We start from the raw sequence: 16,055 nt of genomic DNA, 5'->3' as shown, positions 1-16,055 counted from the left end.
TTCAGCGAGAATGCGCTCCCTCCTATACGCGCTCCCGTATATTTACCGTTTAGACGCCTTTGCGTATATTTGATTCTTATACGCATTCGCGTATACTGACATTCTATACGCTATCGCGTATATCCATCATTGGAGGCCACCATGAGCGAACAGATTGCCCGCACAGAAAAACAGCTAGGCGCTATCTTGCGCCGCGCGCGCAAGCAGGCGCGGCTGAGCCAGGGCGCGCTCGGCGAACAAATTCACCTGCGGCAGGGCACGGTCTCGCGCCTTGAAGCCGGAGAGCCCGCCGTGCAGCTGCGCACCCTGATGGAAGCCCTTTCAGCCCTCAACCTGGAACTGGTCGTCCGGCCGCGCAGCCAGGGTAGCGCCGCCGACATCGAGGACTTGTTCTGATGGCACGCAAGCGGGCGCATGTCCCTCTCAATGTCTTCCTGAACAGCCGCCATGTCGGCGTGCTGCGCCGCGAGGCCACAGGCGCAATCCACTTCCAGTACGGACGCGACTGGCTGGACTGGCGCGGCACATTCCCGGTGTCGCTGTCGCTGCCCCTGCGCGAAGACCGCTATATCGGCACCCCGGTCATCAATGTGTTCGACAACCTGCTGCCCGACGGCGACCCGATCCGCAAGCGCGTCGCCGAGCGCGTTGGTGCGGAAGGCACAGACGCCTTCAGCCTGCTGACCGCTCTCGGCCAGGATTGCGTCGGCGCCCTGCAATTCCTGCCCGATGGCACTGATCCCGGCATCGCCGGCGCCACCGAAGGCAAACCCGTCAGCGACGACGACGTCGCCGACATCATCAGGAATCTGGCCGCCGCGCCGCTCGGCATGGGTGAGGACGAAGATTTTCGAATCTCGATTGCCGGAGCCCAGGAAAAAACAGCGCTGCTGCGCAAGAACGGCCAGTGGTTCAAACCCGTCGGCACCACCGCCACCACCCACATCCTCAAACCGCAGATCGGCCAGCTTCCCAACGGCATCGACCTCTCGAACAGTGTCGAGAACGAGTATCTCTGCCTGAAACTGCTGGAAGCTTTCGGCGTCCCCGCCGCAAATGTCGAGATCGCAGATTTCGGGGAACGCCGCACGCTGATCGTTGAACGTTTCGACCGCCTTTGGACAAAGGACGACAGGCTGCTGCGGCTGCCGCAGGAAGATATCTGCCAGGCCCTGTCGATCCCGCCCACCAGAAAATACCAGGCCGATGGTGGCCCCGGGATGCGCGAAATCATCAACCTGCTGAAAGGCAGCGACACGCCCGATGCCGACATCGCGACATTCATGCGCGCCAGCATCCTGTTCTGGCTGCTGGGCGCGACCGACGGTCACGCGAAAAACTTCAGTATTTTCCTTGGCCCCGGCGGGCGCTTCCGCATGACGCCGCTCTACGATGTTCTGACCGCGCAGCCGAGTCTCGACGAAGGCCAAATCCCCCGCAAGAAATTCAAGCTCGCGATGTCGGTCGGCAAAAACCGCCACTACGCCATCCAGGACATCGTGCCCCATCACTTCGTGCAGACAGCCGACCTCGCCGGTGTCGGCACCCCGGCGATGAAGGCGATCTTTGAAGACATCGCCGCGAACGCAGAACGGCAGGCGCAGGCCGCTATCGCGGCGCTGCCCAACGGCTTCCCCGACCAGCTCGTGACGTCGACCATGGCGGCCATCAGCTATCGCACTCGGCTCGTCGCAGGTTCACTCTCGGGGGCATCTCATGGTTGAGGCAAAGAAACATCCGCGCATTGCCGTCCTTGGCTAGGGCCCGCTGTTGTGGGACAAGCGCCCCGATTTCGACGAGCAGCACGACGACTGGCAGTTTGACGGGCCTGCGCCTGCCTTGCCGCTGGAGTTCAGCCGCGTCTCATCATCCCGCTGCGGCGTACTGACACTGGTCATCGATCCGGTCCACGGCACGTCCTGCCCTGCCGCAGACGCGATCGGCAAGCGCCGGAACCCGGACGATGCTATCGCCGACCTGCGGTGCCGTGAGGGCACGATCATGCGGCATAGCCGGGAAACCTGCCGTTCACTTAAATGAGGGAAGAGGGCTGCAGTGTGCCCCGAATCGGCCATTTGGCTATGTAATCGTTGTTCCTAGAAGCTGCCCATTCGGCAGTGACGCCTGCCACGCGCTTGGACAGCTGGCTGGAGGATGCATATGACCAAGACACCCTTTTTCATCATCGAGGCGCCTTCGGTGCTTGGACTATTCCCAAAAGGCGTTGAGCGGTTGCCGGAAGCGTTGCTTGAAGCCGGTTTAGCAGATCGTCTCGACGCCCGATTAGGCGGCCGAATCGAGCCACCGCCGTATAGTTCCGAGCGGGACCCGGACACCTTGCTGCTCAATCCTCACGCGATCGTCGCGTATTCGATTGCCTTGGCTGACGCGGTCGGCACCGTATTGGACGAAGGTGGATTTCCGATCGTTCTCGGCGGTGACTGCTCGATCGTTCTCGGCAACCTGCTGGCATTGCGACGCCGCGGGCGATACGGGCTGCTGTTCATCGATGGGCATGCCGATTTCTATCAGCCGGAGGCCGAGCCGGCCGGCGAGGCGGCATCCATGGATCTGGCGCTGGCAACCGGCCGCGGGCCCCGAATGGTGACGAACATCGAGGGCAAAGCTCCCCTCATGCGCGACGAGGACGTAGTCGCCTTCGGCCGCCGCGACGCCGCCGAGGCCGAGCAGCATGGCAGCCAGCGCATCGAGCATACGTCCATCGAGATGATCGATCTCGTATCCGTCAGGGCTATTGGGATCGACGCCGCTGCGGCATGTGCCGTGCGGCACTTGTCGAGACCCAGCCTCGACGGCTTCTGGATCCATCTCGACGCCGACGTGCTCGACGACGCGATCATGCCTGCGGTCGACTACCGCATACCCAATGGGCTGAGCTGGAACGAACTCGCAACGACGCTTCGGACGAGCATCGGCAGCGGCAGGGCGGTGGGCATCGATGTGACGATCTTCAATCCCAGGCTCGACAAGGACGGGACGATAGCCCGGACCTTCGTGGAAGTTCTAGCCGCAGGCCTTGCGGGGCACGCTCGATAGTCTCGAGCGGAGCGGGCGGCAGATCCTCGGATCGGATATCTTCTCGCCAGCGGCCTATCATCAGGCGGTTTCGCCGTGGAACAGCGGCCGCGGAGCACCGAACTCTCGCGCCAAAAAATCCGACAGCGCCCGCATTCGAACCGTGTGGCGCAGCTCCCTGTGGGTGAGGACCCACAGGTCGCTCGACAAGCGAGATAGCAGGGCAGGACGCCGAGACCTGCTGTCCTCATCAGCGGGAATGTCGAAGAGATCCTATCGATCCTGAGCTTTGAGAATCTTGCGCCCAGCCACTGCTCAACTCCGCACACGACAACCAACTCACGCAGCCTCGAGGCCAGCAACAAAGGTATGGAAATCACGGACTGACTTGTCTATTTCGCGAACATGATCCTCGAAGCCCAGCGCGTCACACTTTCACGCGTCGAATTTGCCGTCGCCAAGGCCAGATTCTACGGGCGCCATCGGGATCAATTCAACGAAAGGCAGGAGAAGGCGATTGCCCGGATGTTTCGCGAAGGCATCGATGGTTTCAAGGGCGGTCTGAGCGCCGAGAATTGCATCGCCATTACGCAGGCATCCCGCGCGAGGGCGACAAGGGACTTGCAAGACTTAGTAGCGAAAGGCGCGTTCACCAGGACCGGAGAACTCCGCCACACGCGCTATTGGCTCCGGCTTGAAGAAAAAGCCGCGCGAGCGGGCTGATAGCAGGCGCGGCTCCAGTTCGAGCGCATCGCTGTGCTCGGTGACAGCGTGTTCATCGGTGTGATGCACAAAGGTGGCGCATCCCTCGTTCATGACCTGCGTCTGGCGCTGCGGATAGAAATACTGGGCGACGATCCGCACGATCCTGAGAATTTCGCGCTGCCAGGGTTCGAGCGCGGGACTGTTCTTCTCAAGGAAGTAGAGCAGGTTTTCCTCAGGAAGATTGAGCGCGCTCTTCCGCTCGGCCGCGCTGTCGTCCACCCTGCCACCCTTGGCGTCCACCGACGGCGGCAGGGTACGCCACAGGTCGTTGTAGGAGCGTTCCTGATATTCGAAGCGCTCGCCTCAACTTTCTTGCATGCGTCAGTTTCGAGTGGCAGCATCCGGGTTGGCGGTGATGCGCCACACCGTGTTGGCCATGTCGTCGGCGACGATCAGCGCGCCCTTGGGATCGACCGTCACGCCCACCGGACGTCCGCGCGCCTTTCCGTCCTCGGTGAGAAAGCCGGTGGCAAAATCGACCGGATCGCCGGCGGGCTTGCCATCGCGGAACGGCACGAAGATCACCTTGTAGCCGACGGGCGGCGTGCGGTTCCAGCTTCCGTGCTCGCCGATGAATACGCCTTCCGCGAAATCGCCGCCCATTGCCGGGGTCGAGAAGGCAAGGCCGAGCGCTGCCACATGCGAGCCCAAGCTGTAGTCGGGCCGGATGGCGGCGGCCACCTTTTCGGGGTCCTGGGGCTGGGCGCGCGGATCGACGTTCTGGCCCCAATAGCTGTAGGGCCAGCCATAGAAGCCGCCTTCCCGCACCGAGGTGAGATAGTCGGGCACGAGGTTGGGGCCGATCTCGTCGCGCTCGTTCGCCACGGCCCAGAGCTGGTTGGTGCCGGGCTGGATGGCGAGTGCGGTGGGGTTGCGGATGCCGGTGGCATATGGCCGGTGCGCGCCGGTCTGCGCATCGACCTGCCATACCATGGCGCGGTCGGTTTCCGCATCCATGCCGCGCTCGGTGATGTTGCTGTTGGAGCCAATGCCCACGAACAGGAAACGGCCGTCCGGGCTGGCTGTCAGCGCCTTGGTCCAGTGATGGTTGATGGCCGAGGGCAGGTCGGTGACCTTCTCGGGCGGTCCCTCCGCCCGGGTCTGGCCCTGCCTGTAGGTGAAGCGCACCAGTTCGTCCTGATTAGCGACGTAGATGATGCCGTTCACGAATGCGAGACCGTAAGGCGCGTTGAGGTCTTTCGCGAAGATTTCCCGTGTCTCGTAGGCGCCGTCGCCATCGGCGTCCCGCAGCAGCGTCAGCCGGTTTCCGCCTTTCACGTCGGTCTTTCCAAGGCCTTTGATGTAGTTGGCGATGAGGTCCTTGGGCCGCAGCGTGGCCGCACCGCCGCCGGAGCCTTCGGCGACGAGAATGTCGCCATTGGGGAGAACCAGCGTCTGGCGCGGCACCGCGAGGCCGGTGGCGATCGGCGTGATCGTGTAGCCTTGCGGCACGGTCGGCAGATCGTCGCCCCACTCGGCGGGCAGCGCGATCTTCATGTCCGGCAACAGCCCCCGTTGCGCCTCCGGCAGGTTCGGTTCGGCCCCATACTGCAAGGGTTCGACCTCCTCGCCGCAGGCGGCGAGCACCGTGGTGCAGGCGGCGAGTATCAGAAGCTTGCGCATCACACGGCCTCCCTCGAGCGAAATCCCGAATAGCCGATCATGGAAGCGACCAGCGCGAGAAGGGTCGTGACCGTCGAGAGATACAGGCCTTCCGGCATGACCGCCCAAGCATCCCGCGCATGGACGAAGGCGTTGATGAGGCCGAGCACCCACATCACCAGCAGGACGATAAAATAGATCAATGGCCGCGAACTGCCGCTTCCCCGGTAGCGGAACAGGCCGACCAGCGCCCACAGCATGGCAAGGCCGCCGCCGACCAGCCCGCCCGCGATCAGCCATGACGAGAAATTGGCCCACTGAATATGGAAGGTCTGCCAATAGGCGAAGTCGCCGATCAGCGCTGCGAGGAACAGGGGAAACGGAAAGGCGAGAAGGATCGCATGGACCGGGTGGAGGGGCTTCATATATGGCGGGGCGGAAACGGCGGCCATGATCGCTCCAGTTCTTCTTCCGAGGGGCCTGTAGGGGAACTAGGGCGCTGCACCGGACAGTCCAGCACCGTGCCCGGCTGCGTCTTCGCGCTCCCGCTGCGCGAAATAGGCGGCGAGGGCGTCGATTTCGTCGTCGGAAAGGTTCTTCGCCGCGTTGTGCATGAGATGCGCGAAGCGCGTGCCACCGCGTTCGCCCGAGCGGAAAAGCCTGAGCTGTGTCGCGATATAGGGCGCGGGCTGGCCTGAGAGTTCGGGATAGACCGGATTGCGGTCGCGCCGGCCATGGCATCCGAGGCAGGCCGGCACGTCGCGCGCGGGAACGCCGCCCCGCGCGATCTCCTTGCCTTTCGCGACCGGTGCGGGCGGCTGGACGGGGGAAGGAGACGCGACGGGCAGGGTGGAGAAATGCCGGGCGAGATCGGGCAGAAGCTCGGGCGCGACGGTCGCCGCAGCCACGCCCATGATGCCGCTCCGGCGGCGCTTTTCGACATAGGCCCGAAGGCTCTCAGCCAGATAGCCGGCGCTCTGGCCGGCCAGCACGGGCGTCGCCGGGCTGCGGCCCATCCCGTCCTCGCCGTGGCAGCGGGTGCATTCGGCAAGCGCCTGCCGGAAATCCGTAACTTGCCCCCGCAGCGGGTTTTCCTCGCCATAGGCGAGGTCGCGCCATCGCGCCTCGTCCATCCGCGGCAGTTCGCGCAGGAAGGCCACCATCGCCCACACTTCGTCATCGCGCTTTTGCGTCGGCCATGCCGGCATGCCGGTGAAACGCACGCCGTGCTTGACGATGCGGAAAAGCTGCGCGTCGGTCCATTCCCCCACCCTGGTAGCGAGGTCGGGAGGCTGCGGCAACATGAAGTCGATGACGGGCGTTCGCGGCTCGCCGGGCGCGCCGTGGCATATGGCGCAGCCGCGCGCAAAATGGCCGGCCGCAGGCTGTATGGCGTAACGCGGCAGCGCGTCCGGCACGTCGACGGCGAGCGCGTATGAGCGCACGGCGGAGCGCATGGCGAAATGCAGGAACCAGTCGGTGACTTTCCAGTGGCCGCTGGAGGCGCCGACGTTGAAGAAGCCGATCCACGCTCCGAGCAACGCCACGAAGGGTAGGACACCGAGTCCGATGGCCAGATGCTTCCAGTTGACATGCATCACCCGGCCCCCCTTTGCTGCCCGTTGCCGGACAGAAGCCGGGACAGCAGGAAGACGCCGCCGGCGAGATAGACGGCCGCGCCCACCATCAGCATGACGACGCCGCCCAGCGCCTGGTCCTGCTCGGCATCGAGGACGAGGCCGAAGCAGGTCACCTCACTGAAGCCGTAAAGTGGACGGGAGGCGAGCGCCAGCAGGGCCCCGAGCAGGGTCATGTGGATAGAGGTGAGAAGCAGCGCGAACGCGCCCGACGCGCTCTGGGCCGTACTGCCGCCCGCCGTCGCGAGCGCTGTCAGCCACAGGAACAGCCCAGCTGCGAGGAACATGGCCTGCTCGACAATGGTGGCGAAGACGAAAGACGTGGCCCACAGTCTCGCCGCCGGCATGTGCCAGCCCCACACCACGACAAGCTCGACCAGCGAGGCGATGAGGGCCGACGAGGGCCTGACGGCGGCGATCCTGTCGGAAACCCCGATTGCGATGAGGGGGGCGGCGATGGCGACGACGCCCATATGGGCAAGCATGTGCGCGGCGAAAGACTCCCGCCAGACGGAGAGCAGCGGCCCCGCCCAGATCAGGACGAGCGCAGCGAGGCCCGCGATGAAGGAGAGCCTTTTCATGATGCGCACCCGTCGATGAACAGGAGCGGCAGGGAGACATAGAGCACGGCCACGAAGCCCAGGCCCGAAAGCAGCAGGGTGGCGAAGCCCTGGAACAGGGTGCGGTCATGCGGGGTCGGATGGTCATGCGGCGGATCGCGCCGGCCGAAGCCCCATTGCCGCCACGCGAGCCACGCCGAAAGCACGATCAGGCCGAGTGCGAGCAGCGTGGCGGCGACGATGCAAAGCTGCACCGTGGCGAAGCCGGCATCGCCCTGCCGCGCGCACAGCACCGCCGCCGTTATATAGCAGGCGAGGAAATGGACGGCCCAGATCACCGGAGCGGTGAACAGGGTCCAGAGCGTCTGCATTTCCTTCGGGATGATCCGCATCGCCGCCTCACATCGCTTCCGGGAACAGGCCGATGACGGCGAAGGCGATCACCGCTGAGATTGTCATGAAATGCCAATAGAGGACGACATTGTGCAGCTCCATGTCATGCGCCGGGCTAAGACGGCCGGCCAGGCTGCGCGCCAGGCAATAGAGCTGCATGAGGATGCCGACCGCCGCATGCACCAGCACCCACGCGACCAGAACCCATACGATCGCCGGGTAGACATGGGCGGTCGGTTGCATGCCGTGCAGCCACGGCCCGGCAAGGCCGGCGGCGGTCGCCGCCAGCGCCAGCAGCGCGCCGAGCGCCAGCGCAAGGCGCATGGCGGCGGTTCGGCCGGTGGCGTTGAGCTGCAGCGCGCCCATTGTGGCGGTCCAGGCGGCGAGGAAAAGCCCGGCCGCCGCCATCGGCCACCACCAGCCGGGGCCGGCCTGTCCGGCGGTGAAATCGGCATGGATGGTCCAGTAGAAGAAATAGCCGAAGATAAGGCTGGCGAAGGCCGTTCCGTCGCCCACCATGGTGATGAACATCGCCCACCAGCCGACGGACTCCGGGCCGGAGATGTAGAGCGGCAGGCGAAGCCCGAGACCCACATCCCGGCTTTTCCTCTCGGGGATTTCGCCGGTGCCGGTCCACAGCCACCACAGGATGGCGGCGAGCGTTGCGAGGGCCGACAGCAGGGCGAAGACCCAGAGCTCGAAAGTGAGCGCGATGAACACCCCGCCGAGAAAGGCGGCTGACAGCATGGGGAGGACGGAGGGGCCGGCCACGCGCTGGCACTGCACGGGCTCTGCATTGAGGACGGAACTGATCAGCGTCTCGCGCCGGCCATCGCGCGCGTCGGACAGGTACCAGGCCCCGGCATTGACCTTTTCGGCCAATCCTTTCTGATCCCATAGCGGGTAGCGGCTTTCGATGGGTGGTATCGAACGCACGCCCCAGTTTTCCTCTGGCTCGTTCAGCCATTCGAGCGTGCCAGCCTTCCACGGGTTCTGGACGGCGCGCGGCTGCCGCTTCTTCGGCCGCAGCACGTCGAAGACGACGACCAGAACGCCGGCCGCGAAGACGAAGGCGCCGATGGTGGAGACGAGGTTCAGCCAGTCCCAGCCGATGCCCCGCGGATAGGTGAAGACACGGCGCGGCATGCCACGCAGGCCGGTGAGATGCATGGGAAAGAAGCCGACGTTGAAGCCTGTGAACATCAGCCAGAAGGCGATGCGGCCAAGCCGCATCGACAGCATGCGCGCGCCGATGAGCGGATAGTAGTAATAGAGGCCGCCGACCAGCGGAAAGAGCATCCCGCCGATCAGCACATAGTGCAGGTGCGCGACGATGAAATAGGTGTCGTGGGCCTGCCAGTCGAAGGGGGCGAGCGCGACCATGACGCCGGTCAAGCCCCCGATGACGAAGATGGCGATGCCGCCCGAGCCGAACAGCATCGGCACGGAAAAGATGACGCGGCCGGCCAGCATGGTGGCGATGAAGACGAAGATCTGCACGCCGGTGGGAATGGCGACGGCTTCCGAGGCGGCCGAGAAGAAGGCCAGCGAGATCTGCGGCAGCCCTGTGGTGAACATGTGGTGGACCCACAGGCCGAAGGAGAGGAAGCCGGTTCCGACGGCGGCCAGCACGATCCACGAATAGCCGACGATGGGACGCTGCGCGAAGGTCGGCACGATCATTGCCATCAGGGCGATGGCTGGCAGGAAGATGATGTAGACTTCCGGGTGGCCAAATATCCAGAACAGGTGCTGCCACAGCAGCGGATCGCCGCCGCGCGCCGGATCGAAGAACGGCCAGTCGAACATGCGCTGCATCTCGAAAAGCAGGTCGCCCGCGATCAGCGGCGGGAAGGCGAACAGGATCATGCCGGCGACGATCAGCAGATACCAGGCGAAGAGCGGCATCAGGTTGACGCGCATGCCGGGCGCGCGGCATTTCATGATGCCGACGATCAGCTCCACGGCCGCCGCTATCGAAGCCACCTCGATGAAGGACAGGCCCAGCAGCCAGATGTCGGCGCCGATGCCGGAAAGCTCCTTGTCGGTGGCGAGCGGCGGATACATGAACCAGCCTGAGGAGGGCGCGGCATCGAAGAAGATGGAGCCGCAGACGAACACGCCGCCGATGAAGAAGCTCCAAAAGCCGAAGGCGCCGAGCCTTGGAAAGGGCAGTTCGCGCGCGCCAAGCATAGGCGGCAGCAGGAAGATCGCCACCGCCTCGAAGATCGGTACGGCGAACAGGAACATCATCACCGTGCCGTGCAGCGTGAAGGCCTGGTTGTAGAAATCGGCCGACATCATGTCGTTGCCCGGCACCGCGAGCTGCACGCGCATCAGCAGCGCCAGCACGCCGGCGAACAGCATGAAGGCAAAGGCCGTGCCGCCATACCAGAGCCCGACCTGCGTGTTGTTGACCGAGGTCCAGTAGCGCCAGCCGCGCGGCGTTTCCCACACGCGGCGCAGCTGCTCCGTCTCGGCCTGTTTTGACGCCGCATTCACCTTCCTTGCGCGGGTCCGGGCTTTCGTGGCCATGGCTATTCGAGTCCCTTCAGCCAGGCGGCGATTTCGCCGATGTCCCGCTCGGGCAACATGGAGAAGGCCGGCATTTTCGAGTTCGGCTTGATGACATGCGGATGGGCGATGAAGTCGCGCAGCGTGCCCTCGCTGTTCGGCAGGATGCCTGCGCCGAGGGTCTCGCGCGAGCCGACATGGGAGAGGTCGGGCCCGACGCTTCCGTCCGCCTCCGTGCCCGCGACGCGATGGCACGCGCCGCAACCGTGGGCGAGGAAGAGGTCGCGGCCTTCGGAAGCTGCGCCCGGCGAGGCGCCCGCGCGCGCTTGCAGCCACTGCCGGAATTCGGAAGGCTCCATGACGACGACGGTGAACGCCATGAGCGCATGCGAGGTGCCGCAATATTCCGCGCACGGACCGCGATAGGTGCCGGTCTTGGTGGCCAGCAGCGAAAGCCGGCTCACGCGGCCGGGGATCATGTCCATCTTGCCGCCCAGCGCCGGTATCCAGAAGGAATGGATGACATCGGTGCTCTTCAGCCTGAATTCCACGCGCTCGCCCACGGGCAGCCGGATCTCGTTGGCGGAGAGCACCGGCGTGTCGGTATCGGGATCATGATAGGCGACGCGCCACCAGAACTGCTCGCCCGTGACCTCCACGGTGAGCGCATCGGAAGCGTTGGCCGGTGCGAAGGGACGCAGCCCCGGCATCAGCCACAGCGCATAGCCGAGCAGTAGGAAAAGCAGGAAGGCGGGAATGGCAGCGCCGCACCAGAAGATCAGACGGCCGGCCGCTTGCTCGTCCAGCCTGCCGCGCTTCCCGCGCGAGGCATAAGACAGCAAACTGACTACCGCCAGCCAGATCAGGCCACCGGCGACGACCATGATCCAGAAAAGCTGCGCGACATGCGCCGCCTCTTCCCCCGCCGGATCGAGCGCCGATTGCACGCCGGAGCACCCGCAAATGTGCAGGCACAGGGACAGCGCGGCCAGCCGCCTGGCGATGTCCCTCATATTCGCGATGCCTGTTCGGGAAGCAGTTGGCGACCCACTCTCCTGACTGGTTAGGGATTTTCCTGACAACGCGCGCGGTTCATACTGGTTGCTTCATTGAGCACCGAGACCCAGCAAGATGCCCTAACGGCTGCAACAGGTTCGCCACGCCCGACCCGTCCCTGGCGGTCGGCCTTCATTACGAGGATTTCGGCGAGACCACGGACAAGGAGGTAATCGATCTGCTCCGGGAAGCGCATTCCTTTCAGGAGAAACGGACAGGGGTAGGGCAGCCGGCATTTGCAGAATTTCCCCGCAGGCGTGCGATAGCCGGGAACATGCTGCGGGCACGTGGGTTATGGCTACAGACATGAAAGGTGAAGCCATGCGTAATGTGACGCTGATCGCTGCCCTTTCCGTTGTCGCCAGCATCCAGCCGACGATGGCACAAGGGCCAACGGACGAGCTTCCCGGCCAGCCGCCCGCGCAGCAGACGCCGGAAACCTTGCCGGACCAGACCATCATAGCCATCACCATCGTGCGGTTCGAAGACCTGCCCCCACGCCTCAAAACCATGGTCGAGGCAAAGCTGAACGATACCAGCGTGGACGATCTGCGTGCGCTGCACGCGTCCATCGAGGATTCGCCCGAAGCGATGACCATGCTTGCTCAAAATGGGCTCAACGTCACGCAGGTGGTGGCGGCGGCGGTCGACCCGGCAGGTGCGTTGACGCTGGTCATCCAGGAAACCGCATAACAGGCGTGGAGGTGCCTGGGCCTGAAGCAGTGCGCAACTTTACAATCGATTTCGGACCGCAGCATCCTGCTGCGCATGGCGTGCTGCGCTTGGTGGTCCTGGAATTGGATGGCGAATGGTGGAGCGTGCCGACCCGCATATCGGCCTGCTGCATCGCGGCACGGAAAAGCCCATCGAGTCGAAGACCTACCTGCAGGCCCTGCCTTACTTCGACCGGTTGGATTATGTGGCGCCGATGAACCAGGAACATGCGTTCTGCCTGGCGGCGGAGAAGCTTCTTGGCCTGCCGGTGCCGAGACGCGGCCAGTTGATGAGGGTATAGGCGCTCATGCGCGATGAACCGCAGATGATCGACTGTACTAGGCGGGGTCGAGACGGACGCCCCGCGCACAGCGAGTGCTTCGATGTTCGGCGTCTTCATGTGCGGATGGCCGTAGCCCGACGGATGGTCATGCCTGAGCTGGTCGCACATGATCCAGACGATGTTTGCACCCAGCGTCCAAGCTCATTGCCCTTTCCAAAGTCCGCCAAAGGCCCTAGCTTCGCGGTGTGCCCAACCGAAACCCTTCATCGCCCGGCCGCCTCGCGTCATGCAAGCCGCGCCATGGCCGTGAGCCGCTTCATGCGTGAGGCGCGCGCCCTCTGGCTGACGGCGCCCGGCAGGGGCGAGATCAGGTCGGCGCCGCTTGCGGCGCGCGAGGGCGATGTGCTGGTCGAGACGCTGTACTCGGGCATCAGTCGAGGCACGGAGTCGCTGGTTGCCGCCGGCTGCGTGCCGCCGTCCGAGCATGAGCGCATGCGCTGCCCCATGCAGGAAGGCGATTTTCCCTTTCCCGTCAAATACGGTTACGCGGCAGTGGGCATCGTCCGTAAAGGGCCGTCCGCGCTCGCCGGCCGCACGATCTTCAGCCTCCATCCCCATCAGGACCGTTTCGCAGCGCCTGCAGCGATGGTCCTCCCCCTGCCGGACCATGTTCCCGCGCCCCGCGCGGTTCTGGCCGCAAACATGGAAACCGCACTCAACATCGCGTGGGACGCCCGCGTCGGACCCGGTGACCGCGTCGTCGTCGTCGGTGCCGGGGTGGTCGGGCTACTGGCCGGATGGCTCTGCGCGCGGATGCCAGGCACCACGGTAACCGTGGTGGATATCAATCCGGATCGCGCCTTGATCGCCGACCGCCTTGATTGCCGTTTCGTCCTGCCCGCTGACGCGCCGCGCGATTGCGATGCGGTGATCCATGCCAGCGCCACCGCGCAGGGGCTCGCCACGGCGCTCGCCGCCGCGGGCGACGAGGCGCGCGTGGTCGAGGCGAGCTGGTACGGTGACCGGGAACCCGCCGTGCCGCTCGGCCGGGCCTTCCACGCGCGCCGCCTGTCGATCGTCTCTTCCCAGGTCGGCAGGGTGCCGGTCGACCGGCGGCCGCGCTGGTCGCATCGGCGGCGGCTGGAGGCCGCGCTGGGACTGCTGGTAAACGACAGGCTGGATTGCCTGATCAACGGCGAAACGCCCTTCCTCGATCTTCCTAACTGCTACGCAGGAATCCTCGCGGACCCGGCGACCTTGTGCCATCGCATTGCCTATCAGACCTGACCAGGAGCCTCCATGTTCGCCGTCGAAGTCCGCGACCACGTCATGATCGCCCATTCGCTGCCCTCGCCGGTCTTCGGTCCGGCACAGGGGATGCACGGCGCGACCTTCGTAGTCGATGCCGCCTTCTTCACCGGGGACCTCGACGCCAATGGGCTGGTGGTCGACATCGGCCTCGCCACCGAGGCGTTGCAGGACGCGCTCCAGCCGCTCCGTTATGCCAATCTGGACGAAGTGCCGGCCTTCAGGGGTAAGTTCACCACGACGGAGTTCCTGTGCCGCCACATCTTCGACCAGCTTGCCGCCGCCGCACGCGGCGGCCGCCTCGGCGACGGGGGCCGCGTCGCGAAAATCCGGGTCCAGCTCCATGAGAGTCATGTCGCGCGCGCCTGGTACGAGGCGGCTCTGTGACGTGGCCGGCACGGCTTATTTCGCGATCCCGGGAAACCTGTCGCTGCCAACCGGCGGCTACGGTTACGACCGTCGTCTGATCGCCGGGCTTCCTAGCCTCGGCTGGCAGGTTAATACGGTTCCGCTGCCTGCCGGCTATCCATTCCCGTCGCACGCGGACCGGCAGGCGACGAAGGACGCATTCGATTCCCTTCCCGACGATGCGATCGTCCTGGTCGACGGGCTCGCCTTCGGCGCGATGGACGAGCTTGCGCCTGCCCTTTCGGCCCGCCTCAGGCTGGTCGCGCTCGTGCATCACCCGCTCGCCGACGAGACGGGCCTGACTGCCGCACAGGCGGAAGCCCTAAAGGCGAGCGAGCGCGCCGCGCTCGCCCATGCGCGCGCCGTCGTCTGCACAAGCGGCGCGACGGCGCGACGGCTGGCCGCCGGCTTTTCGGTGCCGCCCGAGCGTATCACCGTCGCGCTGCCCGGAACCGATCCGAAGCCCCGCGCCCCCGCCAACGGTTCGCCGCCCGTGCTCCTCAGCGTGGGCGCGTTGGTGCCGCGCAAGGGCCACGACGTGCTGATCGAGGCGCTCGGCCACCTGCGCCATCTCGACTGGACGGCGCGCCTCGTCGGTGCGGACGACCGCGATCCGGAGTGGACCCGGAGGCTGAAATCGCGCGCCGCCGGCCTCGGCCTCGCCGGCCGCATCGCCTTTGCCGGCGCCGTGGCCGATGCCGACGCCGAGCTGGCGAGTGCCGACGTCTTCGTCCTCCCCTCCCGCCATGAAGGCTACGGCATGGCCTATGCGGAAGCCCTGGCGCACGGCCTGCCGACCATCGGCTGCCGGGCGGGCGCCGTGCCCGATGTCGTGCCGGAGGCAGCGGGCGCGCTGGTGCCGCCCGACGATCCCTCCGCTCTGGCCGGGGCGATCGCGCGGCTGCTGACCGATCCCGAAGCACATCGTCGCGCAGCCGACGCCGCTTGGGCCGCCTGCCAGGCGCTTCCGACCTGGCAGGACACGGCCGGCATCGTGGTCGGCCTGCTGGAGCGCCTGCGATGAGCTTTTCGGCCGCCTGGCTGGCGCTGCGCGAGCCCGCCGACCGGGCCGCGCGCGATGCGGCCCTGCTGGAACACGTCCGCACATGGCTCGCCGCGAAATCCGCTCCCACGGCGGTCGATCTCGGCTCGGGCACGGGTTCGACAGTCCGCGCTATCGGTCCGCGGGCCGCGCACTGGACGCTGGTCGACCGGGATGCAGCGCTGCTTGCCGAGGCGTCCGCGATACCCGATGCCTGCACCATCGAGGCCGATCTCGCGCATATCGACGCGCTGCCGCTCGACGGCGCGGTTCTGGTGACGGCCTCCGCGTTGTTCGATCTTGCCGGGCGCGACTGGATCGAGGCGCTCGCCGACCGCATCGCCGGACAGCGGGCGGGCCTCTACGCGGCGCTCACCTATGACGGCCGGATGGAATGGTCCGTTCCCGACCCGGAGGACGCCGCTGTCACTACCGCCTTCAACCGCCACCAGACGGGCGACAAAGGCCTCGGGCCGGCGCTCGGACCAGCTGCGGGACCGGCGCTGGCCGAGGCGATGGGAAAGCGCGGATATTGCGTCAGGTCGGCCGGCAGCCCCTGGCGTCTCGATGCGGACGACCGCCCGCTCCAGGCCGAGCTGCTCGGCGGCATCGCGCGGGCCGCCGCCGAGGCTGGCACGAATGCGGTCGGCTGGCTGGACAGACGTCTCGGAATGATCAACTGTGCCGTCTGCACGATCGGCCATGTCGACCTGTTCGCCCTACCGTGCCGGTAGAAA

16 protein-coding genes and 3 pseudogenes are annotated in these 16,055 nt (G+C 65.7%); 11 read left to right on the top strand and 8 right to left on the bottom strand.

Annotated features, from left to right (window positions below; all coding sequences use genetic code 11):
* Positions 1-141 precede the first annotated feature (141 nt).
* The 5 genes and pseudogenes from relB to ACVCNR_RS23060 all read left to right on the top strand — a co-directional run.
* On the top strand, positions 142-396 hold the full coding sequence (relB, locus tag ACVCNR_RS23080) for a type II toxin-antitoxin system RelB family anti-toxin (protein ID WP_354199659.1): 255 nt from the start codon (positions 142-144) through the stop codon (positions 394-396).
* Positions 396-1,724, top strand: a complete 1,329-nt coding sequence (locus ACVCNR_RS23075; protein ID WP_447076646.1) for a type II toxin-antitoxin system HipA family toxin — start codon at positions 396-398, stop codon at positions 1,722-1,724. The genes relB and ACVCNR_RS23075 overlap by 1 nt, the downstream gene beginning before the upstream one ends.
* A 46-nt stretch (positions 1,725-1,770) precedes the next feature.
* Positions 1,771-2,040 carry a hypothetical protein gene (locus ACVCNR_RS23070; RefSeq protein WP_447076645.1) on the top strand — a complete coding sequence of 90 codons (270 nt, stop codon included), beginning with the start codon at positions 1,771-1,773 and terminating at the stop codon, positions 2,038-2,040.
* A gap of 120 nt (positions 2,041-2,160) precedes the next feature.
* Positions 2,161-3,057, top strand: a complete 897-nt coding sequence (locus ACVCNR_RS23065) for an arginase family protein (protein ID WP_447076644.1) — start codon at positions 2,161-2,163, stop codon at positions 3,055-3,057.
* Positions 3,058-3,381: 324 nt separating this feature from the next.
* Positions 3,382-3,759: pseudogene (locus ACVCNR_RS23060) on the top strand (DUF4172 domain-containing protein); the annotation flags it as partial.
* A 57-nt stretch (positions 3,760-3,816) separates the two neighbouring features.
* Here ACVCNR_RS23060 and ACVCNR_RS23055 read toward each other — a convergent pair.
* From ACVCNR_RS23055 to coxB, 8 genes and pseudogenes are all read right to left on the bottom strand, one after another.
* Positions 3,817-4,101 (bottom strand): annotated as a pseudogene (locus tag ACVCNR_RS23055) (SpoVR family protein); the annotation flags it as partial.
* Between the two features lie 21 nt (positions 4,102-4,122).
* Entirely contained in the window at positions 4,123-5,424 is a 1,302-nt protein-coding gene (locus ACVCNR_RS23050; protein WP_447076643.1) for a PQQ-dependent sugar dehydrogenase, read from the bottom strand.
* The gene (locus ACVCNR_RS23045) at positions 5,424-5,855 is read right to left on the bottom strand and encodes a DUF2231 domain-containing protein (protein ID WP_354196793.1); all 432 of its coding nucleotides are present in this window, start codon (positions 5,853-5,855) and stop codon (positions 5,424-5,426) included. Before ACVCNR_RS23045 ends, ACVCNR_RS23050 begins: the two co-directional genes overlap by 1 nt.
* 39 nt (positions 5,856-5,894) lie before the next feature.
* Positions 5,895-7,001 carry a c-type cytochrome gene (locus tag ACVCNR_RS23040; protein WP_447076642.1) on the bottom strand — a complete coding sequence of 369 codons (1,107 nt, stop codon included), beginning with the start codon at positions 6,999-7,001 and terminating at the stop codon, positions 5,895-5,897.
* Positions 7,001-7,621, bottom strand: coding sequence for a cytochrome c oxidase assembly protein (locus tag ACVCNR_RS23035; protein WP_447076641.1), 621 nt, complete (start codon positions 7,619-7,621; stop codon positions 7,001-7,003). The genes ACVCNR_RS23040 and ACVCNR_RS23035 overlap by 1 nt, the downstream gene beginning before the upstream one ends.
* Positions 7,618-7,992, bottom strand: a complete 375-nt coding sequence (locus ACVCNR_RS23030) for a hypothetical protein (protein WP_447076640.1) — start codon at positions 7,990-7,992, stop codon at positions 7,618-7,620. The genes ACVCNR_RS23035 and ACVCNR_RS23030 overlap by 4 nt, the downstream gene beginning before the upstream one ends.
* A gap of 7 nt (positions 7,993-7,999) precedes the next feature.
* Positions 8,000-10,528, bottom strand: coding sequence for a cytochrome c oxidase subunit I (ctaD, locus tag ACVCNR_RS23025; RefSeq protein WP_447076639.1), 2,529 nt, complete (start codon positions 10,526-10,528; stop codon positions 8,000-8,002).
* Positions 10,529-10,530: 2 nt separating this feature from the next.
* Complete coding sequence (gene coxB / locus ACVCNR_RS23020) at positions 10,531-11,520, bottom strand: cytochrome c oxidase subunit II (protein WP_447076638.1); 990 nt, start codon at positions 11,518-11,520, stop codon at positions 10,531-10,533.
* Positions 11,521-11,869: 349 nt separating this feature from the next.
* Here coxB and ACVCNR_RS23015 point away from each other — a divergent pair, with 349 nt between their 5' ends.
* From ACVCNR_RS23015 to ACVCNR_RS22990, 6 genes and pseudogenes are all read left to right on the top strand, one after another.
* Entirely contained in the window at positions 11,870-12,256 is a 387-nt protein-coding gene (locus ACVCNR_RS23015) for a hypothetical protein (RefSeq protein WP_447076637.1), read from the top strand.
* Positions 12,257-12,267: 11 nt separating this feature from the next.
* Positions 12,268-12,575, top strand: a pseudogene (locus ACVCNR_RS23010) (NADH-quinone oxidoreductase subunit D); the annotation flags it as partial.
* Between the two features lie 285 nt (positions 12,576-12,860).
* Complete coding sequence (locus ACVCNR_RS23005) at positions 12,861-13,847, top strand: zinc-dependent alcohol dehydrogenase (protein ID WP_447076636.1); 987 nt, start codon at positions 12,861-12,863, stop codon at positions 13,845-13,847.
* A 12-nt stretch (positions 13,848-13,859) separates the two neighbouring features.
* Complete coding sequence (locus ACVCNR_RS23000; protein ID WP_354196808.1) at positions 13,860-14,255, top strand: 6-pyruvoyl trahydropterin synthase family protein; 396 nt, start codon at positions 13,860-13,862, stop codon at positions 14,253-14,255.
* Positions 14,221-15,300 carry a glycosyltransferase family 4 protein gene (locus ACVCNR_RS22995; RefSeq protein WP_447076635.1) on the top strand — a complete coding sequence of 360 codons (1,080 nt, stop codon included), beginning with the start codon at positions 14,221-14,223 and terminating at the stop codon, positions 15,298-15,300. Before ACVCNR_RS23000 ends, ACVCNR_RS22995 begins: the two co-directional genes overlap by 35 nt.
* On the top strand, positions 15,297-16,052 hold the full coding sequence (locus ACVCNR_RS22990; RefSeq protein WP_447076634.1) for a class I SAM-dependent methyltransferase: 756 nt from the start codon (positions 15,297-15,299) through the stop codon (positions 16,050-16,052). The genes ACVCNR_RS22995 and ACVCNR_RS22990 overlap by 4 nt, the downstream gene beginning before the upstream one ends.
* The last annotated feature ends 3 nt before the right edge of the window (positions 16,053-16,055 follow it).

This window comes from Aquamicrobium terrae (genome assembly GCF_052978165.1).
This window is presented reverse-complemented; position numbering and strand designations above follow the sequence as displayed.

Coding starts and splice junctions, on each gene's coding strand:
- relB (WP_354199659.1), top strand. CDS start 142: ATGAGCGAACAGATTGCCCGCACAGAAAAACAGCTAGGCGCTATCTTG.
- ACVCNR_RS23075 (WP_447076646.1), top strand. CDS start 396: ATGGCACGCAAGCGGGCGCATGTCCCTCTCAATGTCTTCCTGAACAGC.
- ACVCNR_RS23065 (WP_447076644.1), top strand. CDS start 2,161: ATGACCAAGACACCCTTTTTCATCATCGAGGCGCCTTCGGTGCTTGGA.
- ACVCNR_RS23050 (WP_447076643.1), bottom strand. CDS start 5,424: ATGCGCAAGCTTCTGATACTCGCCGCCTGCACCACGGTGCTCGCCGCC.
- ACVCNR_RS23045 (WP_354196793.1), bottom strand. CDS start 5,855: ATGGCCGCCGTTTCCGCCCCGCCATATATGAAGCCCCTCCACCCGGTC.
- ACVCNR_RS23040 (WP_447076642.1), bottom strand. CDS start 7,001: ATGCATGTCAACTGGAAGCATCTGGCCATCGGACTCGGTGTCCTACCC.
- ACVCNR_RS23035 (WP_447076641.1), bottom strand. CDS start 7,621: ATGAAAAGGCTCTCCTTCATCGCGGGCCTCGCTGCGCTCGTCCTGATC.
- ACVCNR_RS23030 (WP_447076640.1), bottom strand. CDS start 7,992: ATGCGGATCATCCCGAAGGAAATGCAGACGCTCTGGACCCTGTTCACC.
- ctaD (WP_447076639.1), bottom strand. CDS start 10,528: ATGGCCACGAAAGCCCGGACCCGCGCAAGGAAGGTGAATGCGGCGTCA.
- coxB (WP_447076638.1), bottom strand. CDS start 11,520: ATGAGGGACATCGCCAGGCGGCTGGCCGCGCTGTCCCTGTGCCTGCAC.
- ACVCNR_RS23015 (WP_447076637.1), top strand. CDS start 11,870: ATGAAAGGTGAAGCCATGCGTAATGTGACGCTGATCGCTGCCCTTTCC.
- ACVCNR_RS23005 (WP_447076636.1), top strand. CDS start 12,861: ATGGCCGTGAGCCGCTTCATGCGTGAGGCGCGCGCCCTCTGGCTGACG.
- ACVCNR_RS23000 (WP_354196808.1), top strand. CDS start 13,860: ATGTTCGCCGTCGAAGTCCGCGACCACGTCATGATCGCCCATTCGCTG.
- ACVCNR_RS22995 (WP_447076635.1), top strand. CDS start 14,221: ATGTCGCGCGCGCCTGGTACGAGGCGGCTCTGTGACGTGGCCGGCACG.
- ACVCNR_RS22990 (WP_447076634.1), top strand. CDS start 15,297: ATGAGCTTTTCGGCCGCCTGGCTGGCGCTGCGCGAGCCCGCCGACCGG.